The sequence below is a fragment of the Streptomyces sp. NPDC019890 genome (assembly GCF_044903445.1).
Classification (GTDB): Bacteria; Actinomycetota; Actinomycetes; order Streptomycetales; family Streptomycetaceae; genus Streptomyces.
In genome coordinates, this window is record NZ_JBJDQK010000002.1 from 870,801 (window position 1) to 885,352 (window position 14,552).

Below are 14,552 nucleotides of genomic sequence, written 5' to 3' on the forward strand. Positions count from 1 at the left end.
AAGGATCCAAAGCGGGCTAGAGTACCCGCCGATGACGACCCGTCCGATCGGCCCGCCCCCGCCACCGCCCCCGCCCTCCTTCGACGTCTCCCCGGCGCCGGGGATCCCCGGCGCCGCGTACTGCCGCACCCGCCACCCCGCGGTGCTCGCCGCTGTCTGGGGAGCCACCCGCCTCGGCATGCTCGGTCTGCTCCTCGTCGACCGCGTCGGCGACACGGGCATTGCCGGGGAGGTGTACACCCTCTACCGGCACTGGTACGAACAGCTCCTCCAGGGCGCGTTCCCCCTGGACGACGTCACCTGGCAGTACCCGCCCGGTGCCGCGCTCGTCTTCCTCGCCCCCGGCGCGCTGCCCTGGCTGACGTACTTCCAGGCCTTCGTCGCCCTCACCCTCGCGGCCGACGCGGTCATCACCCTGGCCCTCGGCCGCGCCGGTCTGAGCGGCGCATGGCTGTGGGTGTGCGGACTGCCGCTGCTGCTGCACCTCCCCTACGCGCGCTACGACGTCCAGGTCACCGCCGTCGCCGTACTCGCGCTGCTGGCCGTGCAGCGCAGGCCCTGCACCGCGGGGGCGCTCGCCGGACTCGGCGCAATGATCAAGGTGTGGCCGGTGCTGACCGTCCTGGGTACGCCCCCGGGACGTACGACACGCCGGGCCTGGCTCTCGGCCGCCGCCTGCGCCGCAGCGCTGCTCGCCGTCCTCATGTCCGGCCTCTCGCACAGCCTCGACTTTGTGCGTCAACAGGGCGCCAGGGGCGTGCAGATCGAGTCGCTCGGCGGGACCGTCCTCCAACTCGCGCGGAAGGCGGGCTGGTCGGGCACGGTCCGGTACCAGTACGGGGCGTTCGAGTTGGTCGGCCCCCATGTGTCCGGTGTGGCGCGGCTCTCCCTGCTGCTGAGCGTCGTCGCGCTGTGCTGGCTGCTGCTGTGGCGGGTGCGGGCGCTGCGCTGGACGCCGGCCACGCCCTTCGACGCCGCGTTCGCCGCCGTACTGCTCTTCACCGTCACCAGCCGCGTCATCAGCCCGCAGTATCTGGTCTGGCTGCTCGGTCTGGCCGCCGTGTGCCTCACCTCCCGGCACACCACCCAGCGCACGGTCGCGCTGCTGATGCTGCCCGCCGCCGCACTGAGCGCGCTCGCCTACCCGGTCTGCTACGACGATGTGCTGGCCGGCACCCCGCTCGGCCTGCTGCTCATGGTCGTACGGAACGGGCTGCTGCTCTTTGCCGCGCTGCTCTCCTGCCGACGGCTGTGGGCGGCGACGGCCACGCGATAGGCTCCCGTCTCGCCGATCGGCAGGGGCACGCCAAGGGAGTCGGGGCATGGGGAACGGGGGGCCGGAACCGCTGCGCGCGGACGACCCGCGAGAGATCGCGGGCTATGTGCTCGAGTCGCGGATCGGCGAGGGCGGCATGGGCACCGTCTATCTCACCCGCACCGCCGAGGGCCGGCCCGTCGCGCTGAAGCTGATCCGCCGCGAGCATGCGCAGAGCGAGAGCTTCCGCAGGCGCTTCGCCCGCGAGGTCGAGGCGGCCCGCCGGGTGCACGGCCACCATGTCGTGCCGGTCGTCGACCACGACGCACAGGGCCCGCGGCCCTGGCTCGCCACCCGTTACGTACCGGGGCTGCCGCTCGACGACGCGCTGGCCGCACACGGGCCGCTGCCGCCGGCCTGCGTGCTCCAGCTGACCGCCGCGGCGGCGCTCGCACTCGATGCCGTACACACCGCCGGAGTCATACACCGCGACGTCAAGCCGGGCAATCTGCTGCTGACCGCCGAGGGACCGTGGCTGCTCGACTTCGGCATCGCGCGGGCCGTCGGCACGTCCTCGCTGACCACCGTCGGCCGGATGGTCGGCACCCCCAAGTACATGTCGCCCGAGCATGCGCTGGGCAAGCAACTCACGCCCGCGTCCGATGTGTTCACCCTCGGGCTGCTCGCCGCCGAGGCCGCCTCCGGGAGCCATCCGTACGGAGAAGGCGGCGGCCTGGTGGTCGCCACCAGGATCGCGGGCACCGACCGCGAGCCCCCGGACCTCGGCGGGCACCCTGCGGCACTGCGCGAGGTGCTGACGGCCTGCCTCGCCGCCCGTCCCGAGGACCGGCCGAGTGCGGCTCAGGTGGCCGCGCTGTGCCGCCGCGCGACGGGACGCGACGTACGCGACTTCACCGGCTGGCTGCCGAAGCCGCTGACCGCGACGGTGTCACGGATCGAACGCGCAGCGAAGGACCCGAGGTCCTCGGGCTGGCTGCGCAGAACGCCGGGTCGCCGGGCGGGCTCGACATCGAGCCCGCCCGGCGACTGAGGACACCGCACGTCGAACCCGCCCGCCGACTGCGGACCAAACCGGCTACCGGGCGGACCCGGTCACCGCATCAGCTGTGCGTCCGCAGCAGCTGCCGCATCGTCCGCATCGCCACCGACAGGTTCGCCAGGTCGAACGTGTCCGAGCCCTGGATCTCCTCCAGCGTCGTACGCGCCCGGCTCAGGATCGCCGCGTTCTTCTGCTCCCACGCCGTGAACCGCTCCTCGGGCGTCGCGCTGCCGTTGCCCACCGTGAGCACGTCCGCGGTCAGCATCGCGTGCGCCGCGTACAGGTCCTCGCGGATCGACGCGCGGGCCATGGACTGCCAGCGGTCCGCCCGCGGCAGCTCGATGATCCGGTCCATCAGCTGGGTGATCTGCAGCCGGTCCGCGAGGTCGTAGTACACCTCGGCGACCGCCATCGGCTCCTTCTTCGTACGGTCCGCGATCGCGACGATGTCGAGCGTCGGGAAGGCGGACGAGAAGCCTGCTACGCGCACGGCGAGCTCCTCGGGAACGCCCGCCTCGGTCAGCTCGTCCAGCACCTTCTGGTACCACTCCAGGTCCCCGCCGCGCAGCATCTTCGGCAGCTCGGCCCAGACCTGCTCCACACGGTCGGCGAAGAATTCGATGGTCCCGGCGAGCTCCAGCGGCTGCGGGCGGTTGCCGAGGAGCCAGCGCGTACCGCGCTCGACGAGGCGGCGCGAGTGCAGCCGGATACGGGTCTGGACATCGGCCGCGACCTTGTTGTCGAGAGCCTCGACGGCGTCCCACACCGCACCGAGACCGAAGATCTCGCGGGCCGCGGTCTGTGCCCGCACGACCTCCTCGATCGACGCGCCCGTCTCTTCCCGCAGCCGGTGCAGGAAGGTCGAACCACCGGTGTTCACCGTGTCGTTGACCAGCACGGTCGTGACGATCTCGCGGCGCAGCGCGTGCGTGTCGATCGCCTCGGGGAACTTTTCGCGCAGCGGCTTGGGGAAGTACGCGTGCAGCAGGCGGCGCAGATACGGGTCGTCCGGCAGCTCGGTCCCGATCAGCTCGTCCGCCACCGTGATCTTGGTGTAGGCGAGCAGCACGGCCAGCTCCGGCTGGCTGAGCCCCTTGCCGGCGTTCAGCAGCTCGCGGATCTGCCGGTCGGTCGGCAGGAACTCCAGCGCCCGGTCCAGATGCCCGTCCCGGCCGAGGCGCCGCATGAAGCGCTGGTGGGCGTGGAGCAGCGAGGGCGACTGGGCGACGGCGTTCGTGAGGGCGACGTTCTGCGCGTAGTTGTTGCGCAGCACCAGCTGGCCGACCTCGTCGGTCATCTCGGCGAGCAGCTTGTTGCGCTGCTTGACGGTCAGGTCGCCGTCCGACACCAGGCCGTTGAGCAGGATCTTGATGTTCACCTCGTGGTCGGAGGTGTCCACGCCCGCGCTGTTGTCAATGGCGTCGGTGTTGATCCTGCCGCCGTTGCGGTCGAACTCGATGCGGCCGAGCTGGGTGAGACCCAGGTTGCCGCCCTCGCCGACGACCTTGACCCGCAGGTCCGCTCCGTTGACGCGGATGGCGTCGTTGGCCTTGTCGCCGACGTCCGCGTTGGACTCGGTGGAGGCCTTGACGTACGTACCGATTCCGCCGTTCCACAGCAGGTCCACCGGGGCCTTGAGGATCGCCTTCATCAGGTCGGCGGGCGTCATCTTGGTGACGCCGGCCTCGATGCCGAGCGCCGCGCGCATATGCACGTTGATCGGGATCGACTTGGCCGTACGCGGGTGGATGCCGCCGCCCGCGGAGAGCAGCTCCTTGTCGTAGTCGGCCCAGGAGGAGCGGGGCAGCTCGAACAGCCTGCGGCGCTCGGCGTAGGAGGTGGCCGCGTCCGGGTTCGGGTCGATGAAGATGTGCCGGTGGTCGAAGGCCGCGACGAGGCGGATGTGCTCGGAGAGGAGCATGCCGTTGCCGAACACGTCTCCGGACATGTCGCCGACGCCGACGACGGTGAAGTCCTGGGTCTGGGTGTCGTGGCCGAGATCGCGGAAGTGCCGTTTGACGGACTCCCAGGCGCCGCGGGCGGTGATGCCCATCTTCTTGTGGTCGTATCCGGCGGAGCCGCCCGATGCGAAGGCGTCCCCGAGCCAGAAGTTGTACGAGAGCGCGACCTCGTTGGCGATGTCGGAGAACGTCGCGGTGCCCTTGTCGGCGGCGACGACGAGATAGGTGTCGTCCTCGTCGTGGCGCACGACGTCGGCCGGCGGCACGACCTCGCCCGCCACCAGGTTGTCGGTGATGTCGAGCAGCGCCGAGATGAAGATCTTGTAGCAGGCGACGCCCTCGGCCAGCCACGCGTCCCGGTCCACCGACGGGTCCGGCAGCTGCTTGGCGACGAAGCCGCCCTTCGCGCCGACCGGCACGATCACGGTGTTCTTGACCATCTGCGCCTTGACCAGGCCCAGGATCTCCGTACGGAAGTCCTCACGCCGGTCGGACCAGCGCAGACCGCCACGCGCGACCTTGCCGAAACGCAGGTGCACACCCTCGACACGCGGGGAGTAGACCCAGATCTCGTACGCCGGACGCGGCGCCGGCAGATCCGGGATGGCCTGCGGGTCGAACTTCATCGACACATAGCTGTGGTGCGAGAAGCCCGCCGCCTCCTGGAAGAAGTTCGTGCGCAGCGTCGCCTTGATGACGGTGAGGAAGGAACGCAGGATCCGGTCCTCGTCCAGGCTCGCGACCTGGTCCAGCGCGCCGTCGAGCTCCTCCAGCAGACCGTCGATCAGCTCCGTGCCCGCGCGCTGGCGCTCCGGGGACATTCTGGCCTCGAAGAGGGAGACCAGCAGCCGGGTGGTGTGGACGTTGTTGCAGAGGGTGTCCTCCATGTAGTCCTGGCTGAAGGTCGAGCCTGCCTGACGCATGTACTTGGCGTACGCACGCAGCACCATCGCCTGCCGCCAGCTCAGACCGGCGCGCAGCACAAGGGAGTTGAAGCCGTCGTTCTCGGCCTCGCCGGTCCAGACGGCGGCGAAGGCCTCCTGGAAGCGCTCGCGGGCGTCGTCGGCGAGGTAGTCGCCGTTGCCGGTGGCCAGCGGCATGCGCAGGCCGAAGTCGTAGATCCAGGCGGTCGTACGGTCCGAGCAGCGCAGCTCGTACGGACGCTCGTCGACGACCTCGACACCGAGCCGGTTGAGCGCAGGCAGGACCGCGGAGAGGGAGACCTGCTCGCCCGTGCGGTAGATCTTGAAGCGGCGCTCGCCGGGGGCCGCGCCGACCGGCTCGTACAGGGAGAGCGAGAAGTCCTTGCCGCTCCCGGTAAGCCGGTCCAGGTGCACCAGGTCGGCGACGGCGGCGCGCGGGGAGTGGTCGGCCTTGTAGCCCTCGGGGAAGGCGGAGCCGTAGCGGCGCAGCAGCTCGGCGGCGCGCTCCTCGCCGACTTCGGCGTTCAGCGCCTCGGCGAAGCCGTCGGCCCAGGAGCGGGCGGCCTCGACGAGCCGGGCCTCGATGCGTTCGACGTCGGCGTCGGTGAGCTCGGGCAGCTCGGTGCCGGCCGGGACGCGGACCACGAAGTGCAGCCGGGAGAGGATCGACTCGGTGTTCCAGGCGGTGAAGTCGACACTGGTGCCGCCCAGTTCCTCCTTGAGGATGTCGATGATCCGCAGCCGGACGCCGGTGGTGTAGCGGTCGCGGGGCAGGTAGACGAGCGCCGAGTAGTAGCGGCCGTACTCGTCCTGGCGCAGGTAGAGCCGCAGCCGGCGGCGCTCTTGGAGGTAGAGCACGCTGGTGACGATGGAACGCAGCTGGTCGACGGGCGTCTGGAAGAGCTCGTCGCGCGGGTAGGTCTCCAGGATCTGCAGCAGGTCGCGGCCGTCGTGGCTGTGGGGCGAGAAGCCGGCGCCCTCCAGGACCTCGGCGACCTTGCGGCGGATGACCGGGACGCGGCGGACGGACTCGGTGTACGCGGCGGAGGAGAACAGGCCGAGGAAGCGGCGCTCCCCGATGACGTTGCCGTTCTCGTCGAACCTCTTGACGCCGACGTAGTCCAGGTAGCTGGGCCGGTGCACGGTGGAGCGGCTGTTGGCCTTGGTCAGGATCAGCAGCTTGTGCTCGCGCGCCTTGGCACGGGCGTCGGCGGGCAGCCGGTTGAAAGAGGGGCTCACCGGGTGGCCGTGGGCGTCGTCGCCGCTGTGGTGCGGGTCGGAGCGGAGGATGCCGAGGCCGGTGCCGGGGAGGGCGGAGAGGGCGTCTCCGTCGACGAGGTTGTACTCCCGGAAGCCGAGGAAGGTGAAGTGGTCGTCGGCGAGCCAGCGCAGCAGCTCCCGCGCCTCCTCGACCTCCTCCTCGCGCAGATCGTCGGGGATCGGCTCCTTCGGCAGCTCTTCGGCGATGCGCAGCGCGGCGTCGCGCATCTTCTCCCAGTCCTCGACCGCCTCGCGGACGTCGGACAGGACACGCAGCAGGTCGGCGGTGATCTGCTTCAGATCGGCGCGGTCGGTCTCGCGGTCGATCTCGACATGGATCCAGGACTCGACGAGCGCGTCGTGGGGCAGCGCCTTGCCGGTGGACTCGCTCGGCAGCACCTCGATGAGCTTGCCCGTCACATCCCGGCGGACGACGATCTGCGGGTGGATCACCAGGTGGATGCCGCGGCCCTGCCGGGACAGCTCATTGGTGACCGAGTCGACGAGGAAGGGCATGTCGTCGGTGACGACCTCGACCACGGAGTGGCTGCACGTCCAGCCGTTCTCCTCGACGGTCGGCGTGTGGACACGCACATTGGCCGTGCCCTGTGGGCGGTTCTCGGCGAGCCGGTAGTGGGAGAGTGCTCCACCGAAGATGTCGACCGGGTCGCGATCGGCCAGGTCCTCGGGAGCGGTGTGCAGGTAGTAGCGCTGGAGGTACGAGAGCAGGGTGTCCTGGTCCGGACTCTTTCCCTGCTCTGCCCCAGTCGGAAGGTTCCCCCCGACCGGGCTGTTCTCAGCTACCCGGGCGGCCCGTGCGAGCAGCTCGGCCTTGGCTTCGTCCAGCTTGGTCTGCATGTCCTCTGGCTCCTGTCGCGCGCCGTTGCGTGACGTAGGTGAAAGAAGCGACGCAACGCCACGACGCGGGGTGTCCGGTCGGAGTCGACGCTATGCCGCGATGAGCGATGTCCGAGCCGTTATTGGCCAATGTTGGCAGCGGGGCCGGACCGGGAAGATCAACGACCGCCCGGGCGCTGTGGCGCTCCGGGCGCAGGCCGGGGGCTTCGCTGCCCCCACGGCATATAGCGCTGATCACGGGTCAAGGCTATCGCTCCTTCCCCCCGACCCGTCATGAGCCGTATGTGTACAAAAGAGGGGCCGGAAGTTTGACACTCTGGACAGAGACACAGGGGCACTCTTGGCAAACAGCCCGCCGCGGTGCAGGTTGGCCATGACGACACGGACACCGTCGACAGCCGCCCCGCGCCACCGGCTGGGGCACCGTCGAGCCCGACACCCGGGAGCAGTCATGACAGCGAAGATCCTGATCGTCACCGGCGACGCAGCCGAGTCCCTCGAAGTCCTCTACCCGTACCAGCGGCTGCGGGAGGAGGGGTACGAGGTCGACATCGCGGCCCCCTCGCGCAAGCAGCTGCGATTCGTCGTGCACGACTTCGAGCCAGGTTTCGACACCTACACCGAGAAGCCGGGCTACACCTGGCCGGCGGACCTGGCCTTTTCGGAGGTCGACCCCGGCCAGTACGCGGCAGTGGTGATCCCGGGCGGTCGCGCCCCGGAGTATCTGCGCAACGACCCCGAGCTCCGCAAGATCCTCAAGTCCTTCTTCGACTCCGACAAACCGGTGGCCCAGATCTGCCACGGCCCTCTGTTGACGGCAGCGATCGGCGGCCTGGAGGGCCGCCGGGTCACGGCCTACCCCGCGCTGGAACTGGACATGCAGGCGGCGGGAGCCAGCTTCCAGGACACGGAGGCTGTGGTGGACGGCACGCTGGTGTCCTCACGGGCATGGCCCGACCACTCGGCGTGGATGCGGGAGTTCTTGAAGGTGCTGCGGGCGAAGGCGCCACTGGGCTGAAAGCACATCCCGGCCCCGTCGGCGATTGAGGCGCGGGCTCGGGGCGGAGCCGCACATCGACACAGCGGGAAGGGGCGGGGTGGGGAGAGGCACGCCGCAGGCGCACCCGCACCGCCCGCGCCCCGCACCGCCCTCACACCGCACCGCAGCCGGCTCAGCGCGTCGCCGTCATGCCACGAGCCACGTCGCGACCTCCACCGCCTCTACCAGCGTGTCCACCACCGGCACACCCACCGTCTCCAGGCTCGCCCTGCTGTGCGACCCGCCCGTGTAGAGCACCGCACGCGCCCCCACATGCGCCGCCGCCACCGCATCGTCGACCGCGTCGCCGATCACCACCGTGTGCTCCGGCGCCGCTGCCCCGGCCAGCGCCACGAGGTGCCGCTCCATGTGCAGCGCCTTCCCGCCACCGGACGGCCCCGTCCGGCCGTCGATGCGTATGAAGTGGCTCTCGATGCCGTAGCCCCGCACGACCGGGACCAGCTCCTCGTGCCCGTACATGCTCAGCAGCGACTGGCTGCGCCCCGCCAGCGCCCACTCCCGCAGCAGCTCCTCGACCCCCTCGGTCAGCCCGCAGCCGATCCGCTGCTCGCTGTAGTGCCGGTGGAAGATCTCGTCCATGACCGCCCACTCCTCGTCCGACGGCAGCCGGCCCATCAGCCGCTCGTAGAACAGAGGGACCGGCACGCAGTACAGCTCGCGGTAACGCTCGAGCGTGATCGGCTCCAGGCCGATCTCCGCGAAGGCGGCGTTCGTCGCCCCGATGACCGCCGTGACGTCGTCGAGCAGTGTGCCGTTCCAGTCCCAGACCAGATGAGTGGTGTGCTTCCCCATACGAAAACGGTACCGGCCGGGTCCGACAATCGGCCGCCCTCGCCGGGATCCGGGGATCAGCCGATGAGGTTCGGGATCTCCTGCACGCCGTACCAGAGCAGCTCGTGATCCTCCGCGCCGTCGACCGTGAACTGCGCGTCGTCGTCGCCCTGGTCCGCAGCCCCCAGCGCATCCGCAGCCGCGGCAACGTCGCCGATCGCGTCGTCGGCGTCGATATGCACGGCCGCCGCCTTGGCCAGCGATACGGCGGCCACGACCCGGAGCTCCCCGAGCGCGCCCGGGTCGAGCACCAGGTCGGGATCGGCGACCGCGTCCTGGTCCCGTACGTCGACGGCCACGACGACCCGGCGCCTGGGCGCATGGGGGTCACCCGCGAGCAGCCGCAACGACGCGGCCGCGGCGCGGCTCAGTGCGGCGTACTCGAGCTCCTCGATGTCGTCGGAGACGTACCACTCGCGCAGGCCGGGGGTGACGGCATAGGCGGTCAGCGGGCCGGGGCCCAGATCACCCGTCTTGTGCGCCTCTGCGAGACCGGGAAGGGTCAGGGGGACGTAGACGCGCATGATGGCCGCTTTCGTAGTCGGGAACGCCCTCAGGATACGTGCGAGGTCCCCCTTCGGGCTGCCTCTCCCGGCCCAGCGCACCGTCCACCGGGGACACACCGCACACCCGCCCACGACGGCCCGAGACCGCCCCTCGTCACTCTGATAGGTGAACCAGCGCGTCGGCCTGGCGCCGGGGTCACCGGCGTTGCAGCCCGCCGAGCCGACCCCGTAGAAGATCACCAACGAAGTTACCGTCCGGTATCAAGCCGGGCCCGGCACATCGGGGGCGATCTGCATGGACAGGACCAGGCCCGCGGGACGGCGCGACCAGCGCCGCCCCGCCGTGGTGGCAGCGGCGGCGGCACGCGCACGACGGCAGAACAAGCCGCACTACTGGTTCGCCGACCGCCTGCTGGCGGTGCTCAGCGGACAGCGCCCGGTGCACTGGATGCTCGGGCACACGATCGGAGAGGCGTACGAGCAGCTGGTGCGGCTCGCCCCCGGAGCCCCGTTGCGCCCGGCGGAACGGGTGACGCCGGTCGTACGTCACTGCGGCGAGTACCACCCGGGCCCGGGCGTGATCGAGGCCTTCGCCAGGATCGGCTCGGGCGACCGGGTCAGCGCGATGGCGTTCCGCCTGGAACAGGGCGCGGACCAGCGCTGGCGCTGCGCGGCAGTGGAACTCGGCGGCGAACGCGTCCCCGCCCGCGCGGCGGACTGACGCCGGCGGGACGGGGACCCGGGGCGGTCGCAGCCGGGCCCCGGCTCCAGGCCCTGCCCGGGGCCGCGCCGCCGCCGCTCATCCCGATGAAACCCCCAGTCGCGCCGCCTGGCCCTCCTGGACCTGGCGGGCCACCCGGAGGAAGTCCAGGATCGTGGCCAGCTGCTCCTCGTCGTAGCGGCTCAGCGCCTGCGCCGCCGCCGCGCCGACGGGCAGATAGACCTCCGCCTCGGCCGCTCCCGCCGCCTCCGTCGCGGTGACCAGCACCCGGCGCCGGTTCGTCTCGTCGCGCGTGCGAGCGACGAGACCGGCGCGCTCCAGCCGGTCGATGACCGTCGTCGTCGCGGCCGGACTGAGCTTCAGGGCCGTGCTCAGCTCACCGGCCGAGAGCGGCCCCCTCCCCAACACCAGGTCGAGACAGCGCAGGTCAGTGCGGTTCACCCCAAGCCGTGCCGCGGCCGCCTCGTCGAACGCGTCGAAGCTCTGCTGCAGCGACCGAAGCTGCTGAGCGACATCCTCTATGGCTGCTTCTTTCGACATTCGAATCTTTCTGGTATCGTAAGTTTCGTCAGTCGTAATAATACCACCCGGAGGGCACAGCCATGATTACTCAGCAGCACCAGAGCGACGCTCGCATCGCAGACCTCTTCGAGCGCTTCATGCACGCCTGGACCGAGGGCGACGCGGTCGCTTTCGGCGCCTGCTTCACCGAGGACTCCGACTACGTCTCGTACGACGGCACCCGCGCCGTAGGACGCGTCGCCCACCAGGCCAACCACGACAGGCTGTTCCGCGGCGTCCTCACCGGTTCCGCACTCGTCGGCGAGATCGAGGCGATCCGCTACGTCACCCCCGACGTCGCGATCGTCTACGGCACGGCGTCCGTACTGATGCCCTGGCGCTCCCGGCTCCCCAAGCGCAGGCTGTCCCGGCAGACGATCGTCGTCGTGAACACGGACGACGGCTGGCGCATCAGCGCCATCCACAACGGCCGGGTGCGCCCCGTCACCGTCCCCGCACCCGACTCGATGCCGTCGAGGATGTCCCAGGCGATGACCAGGACGGCCCGCTATCTCGGTCTGGGCCGGGCCACCGCCAGCCCGTGAGAACGCAAGGAGTGGGCGCGGACGGCACGGAAACGGCCGGGGCCGGACACCGCAATCGGTATCCGGCCCCGGCCGTCGGCTCTGCGCGCGATGCCCGGGAGGGAAGGCGCGCGGGAGAGTCGGCGCGCTACTTCTTGCGGCGCCTACCGCCGCCCTTCTGCGCCTTGCGCCGCTCCGCACGCGTCAGGCCGTCCCCGTCCGAGTGGGGCTGCCCGTCGTCGCTGACGAAGTCGCCCTCGACAATGCCGCCCTCGCCGTCCACCTTCGGAGCGGAGAAGTGCAGCCGGTCCCGCCGCTGCGGCGCGTCGAGCCCCTTCGCGCGGATCTCGGGACGGGAGGCACCGGCGGGCACCGCGTCCTCCTTGGCGAGCGAAGGAGCCGCGTCCTGCACCGGGATCTCCTCGACCTGCTGCTCGACCTGGACCTCCAGGTTGAACAGATAGCCGACGGACTCCTCCTTGATGCCCTCCATCATGGCAGTGAACATGTCGAAGCCCTCGCGCTGGTACTCCACGAGCGGGTCCTTCTGCGCCATCGCGCGCAGCCCGATGCCCTCCTGGAGGTAGTCCATCTCGTAGAGGTGCTCGCGCCACTTGCGGTCCAGTACGGACAGCACCACGCGCCGCTCCAGCTCACGCATGATGTCCGAGCCGAGCTGCTTCTCCCGCTCGTCGTACTGCTCGTGGACGTCGTCCTTGATGGACTCGGCGATGAACTCGGCGGTGATCCCGGCCCGGTCGCCGGCCGCCTCCTCCAGCTCCTCGACAGTGATCTTCACCGGGTAGAGCTGCTTGAACGCTCCCCACAGCCGGTCCAGATCCCACTCCTCGGCGAAGCCCTCGACGGTCTCCGCCTGGATGTACGCGTCGATGGTGTCGTCCATGAAGTGGCGCACCTGCTCGTGGAGGTCCTCGCCCTCCAGCACGCGGCGGCGCTCGCCGTAGATGACCTCGCGCTGGCGGTTGAGTACCTCGTCGTACTTCAGGACGTTCTTACGCGTCTCGAAGTTCTGCTGCTCGACCTGCGACTGGGCCGACGCGATCGCGCGCGTGACCATCTTGTTCTCGATCGGGACGTCGTCGGGAACGTTCGCCATCGCCATCACGCGCTCGACCATCTGCGCCTTGAACAGCCGCATCAGGTCGTCGCCGAGGGAGAGGTAGAAACGGGACTCGCCCGGGTCGCCCTGACGGCCGGAACGACCGCGCAGCTGGTTGTCGATACGTCGCGACTCGTGCCGCTCGGTGCCCAGGACATAGAGGCCGCCGATGTCGGTGACCTCGTCGTGCTCGGCCTTGACGGCCGCCTCGGCGCGCTCCAGCGCGGCGGGCAGGGCCGCGGCCCACTCCTCGACGTGCTCGACCGGGTCCAGGCCGCGCTGGCGCAGCTCCGCCTCGGCGAGGTCGTCGGGGTTGCCGCCGAGCTTGATGTCCGTACCGCGGCCGGCCATGTTCGTCGCGACGGTGACCGCGCCCTTGCGCCCGGCCTGGGCGACGATCGTCGCCTCCCGGTCGTGCTGCTTGGCGTTGAGGACCTCGTGCTGGATGCCGCGCTTGTTGAGCTGCTGCGAGAGGTACTCGGACTTCTCGACCGAGGTGGTGCCGACGAGGATCGGCTGGCCCTTCTCGTGCTTCTCGGCGATGTCGTCGACGACCGCCGCGAACTTGGCGACCTCGGTCCGGTAGATCAGGTCGGACTGGTCCTTGCGGACCATCGGCTTGTTCGTCGGGATCGGCACGACGCCCAGCTTGTAGATCTGGTGGAACTCGGCGGCCTCGGTCATGGCCGTACCGGTCATGCCGGAAAGCTTGCCGTAGAGGCGGAAGAAGTTCTGCAGGGTGATCGTGGCGAGCGTCTGGTTCTCGTCCTTGATGTCCACCCCTTCCTTCGCCTCGATCGCCTGGTGCATGCCCTCGTTGTAGCGGCGGCCGGCGAGGATACGGCCGGTGTGCTCGTCGACGATCATGACCTCGCCGTCGATGACGACGTAGTCCTTGTCCTTCTTGAACAGTTCCTTGGCCTTGATGGCGTTGTTCAGATAGCCGACGAGGGGGGTGTTCACCGACTCGTAGAGGTTGTCGATGCCCAGCCAGTCCTCGACCTTGGCGACACCCGGCTCATGGATGGCCACGGTCCGCTTCTTCTCGTCGACCTCGTAGTCGCCGGTCTCCTCGATGCCCTTGAGTGGGTTGCCCGCCTCGCCCTTGGCGAGGCGCGTCACCAGTTTGGCGAAGTCTCCGTACCACTTGGTGGCCTGGTCGGCGGGGCCGGAGATGATCAGCGGCGTACGGGCCTCGTCGACGAGGATCGAGTCGACCTCGTCGACGATGGCGTAGTTGTGGCCGCGCTGGACGAGCTCGTCCTTGGACCACGCCATGTTGTCGCGCAGGTAGTCGAAGCCGAATTCGTTGTTCGTTCCGTACGTAATGTCGCAGTTGTACTGCTCGCGGCGCTGCGCCGGGGTCATGTTGGCGAGAATGCAGCCGACGGACAGGCCCAGGAACTTGTGGACCCGGCCCATCATCTCGGAGTCACGCTCGGCCAGATAGTCATTGACCGTGATCAGGTGGACGCCCTTGCCCGACAGCGCGTTGAGGTAGGCGGGCAGCGTGCCGACGAGGGTCTTGCCCTCACCGGTCTTCATCTCGGCGACGTAACCGAGGTGCAGCGCTGCGCCGCCCATCATCTGTACGTCGTAATGGCGCTGGCCGAGGACGCGCTTGGCGGCCTCGCGGACGGTCGCGAATGCCTCGGGGAGCAGGTCATCCAGGCTCTCACCGTCGGCGTAACGCTCCTTGTACTCATCGGTGAGAGCCCGCAACTCGGCGTCGGAGAGGTTGATGAAGTCCTCTTCGATGGAGTTGACCTGGTCCGCGATGCGGTGCAGTTTGCGCAGGATCTTGCCTTCGCCTGCACGCATGAGCTTGTTGAAGACGGACACTGAGGTTGGTCTCCTTGCCGATCGGGCCTGGCACTGGGTCGTGTTATGGACACTGGCGCGGGCACGGCAG

10 protein-coding genes are annotated in these 14,552 nt (G+C 69.7%); 5 read left to right on the forward strand and 5 right to left on the reverse strand.

The features are described 5' to 3' along the window. Positions 1-31: 31 nt before the first annotated feature. Both ACI2LP_RS08270 and ACI2LP_RS08275 read left to right on the forward strand, forming a co-directional pair. Positions 32-1,276, forward strand: a complete 1,245-nt coding sequence (locus ACI2LP_RS08270) for a glycosyltransferase family 87 protein (protein ID WP_404723711.1) — start codon at positions 32-34, stop codon at positions 1,274-1,276. Positions 1,277-1,322: 46 nt separating this feature from the next. Beyond that, positions 1,323-2,306 carry a serine/threonine-protein kinase gene (locus tag ACI2LP_RS08275; RefSeq protein ID WP_404723712.1) on the forward strand — a complete coding sequence of 328 codons (984 nt, stop codon included), beginning with the start codon at positions 1,323-1,325 and terminating at the stop codon, positions 2,304-2,306. Positions 2,307-2,376: 70 nt separating this feature from the next. Here ACI2LP_RS08275 and ACI2LP_RS08280 read toward each other — a convergent pair whose 3' ends face one another. Further along, positions 2,377-7,317, reverse strand: coding sequence for an NAD-glutamate dehydrogenase (locus ACI2LP_RS08280; protein WP_404723713.1), 4,941 nt, complete (start codon positions 7,315-7,317; stop codon positions 2,377-2,379). Positions 7,318-7,768: 451 nt separating this feature from the next. Between ACI2LP_RS08280 and ACI2LP_RS08285 the strand changes: the two genes are divergently transcribed. Next, entirely contained in the window at positions 7,769-8,335 is a 567-nt protein-coding gene (locus ACI2LP_RS08285) for a DJ-1/PfpI family protein (RefSeq protein ID WP_360883150.1), read from the forward strand. Between the two features lie 168 nt (positions 8,336-8,503). Here the strand turns inward: ACI2LP_RS08285 and ACI2LP_RS08290 are convergent, their stop codons facing one another. Together ACI2LP_RS08290 and ACI2LP_RS08295 are read right to left on the reverse strand one after the other, a co-directional pair. Beyond that, on the reverse strand, positions 8,504-9,169 hold the full coding sequence (locus ACI2LP_RS08290) for an HAD family hydrolase (RefSeq protein ID WP_404723714.1): 666 nt from the start codon (positions 9,167-9,169) through the stop codon (positions 8,504-8,506). A 56-nt stretch (positions 9,170-9,225) separates the two neighbouring features. Further along, positions 9,226-9,732: a DUF6912 family protein gene (locus ACI2LP_RS08295; protein ID WP_404723715.1), complete on the reverse strand. Its 507-nt coding sequence runs from the start codon at positions 9,730-9,732 to the stop codon at positions 9,226-9,228. 277 nt (positions 9,733-10,009) lie between these two features. Here ACI2LP_RS08295 and ACI2LP_RS08300 point away from each other — a divergent pair, with 277 nt between their 5' ends. Then, complete coding sequence (locus tag ACI2LP_RS08300) at positions 10,010-10,435, forward strand: Rv3235 family protein (RefSeq protein WP_404723716.1); 426 nt, start codon at positions 10,010-10,012, stop codon at positions 10,433-10,435. Between the two features lie 78 nt (positions 10,436-10,513). On the opposite strand, the gene ACI2LP_RS08305 is transcribed toward ACI2LP_RS08300, so the two are convergent. After that, positions 10,514-10,975 (reverse strand): MarR family winged helix-turn-helix transcriptional regulator, encoded by a 462-nt coding sequence (locus ACI2LP_RS08305; protein ID WP_404723717.1) that lies wholly within the window; start codon positions 10,973-10,975, stop codon positions 10,514-10,516. A gap of 62 nt (positions 10,976-11,037) precedes the next feature. Here ACI2LP_RS08305 and ACI2LP_RS08310 point away from each other — a divergent pair, with 62 nt between their 5' ends. After that, a complete protein-coding gene (locus ACI2LP_RS08310; RefSeq protein ID WP_404723718.1) occupies positions 11,038-11,541 on the forward strand; it encodes an SgcJ/EcaC family oxidoreductase in 504 nt (167 codons plus the stop codon). 127 nt (positions 11,542-11,668) lie between these two features. Here the strand turns inward: ACI2LP_RS08310 and secA are convergent, their stop codons facing one another. Then, positions 11,669-14,482 (reverse strand): preprotein translocase subunit SecA, encoded by a 2,814-nt coding sequence (gene secA / locus ACI2LP_RS08315; protein WP_404723719.1) that lies wholly within the window; start codon positions 14,480-14,482, stop codon positions 11,669-11,671. Positions 14,483-14,552 lie beyond the last annotated feature (70 nt).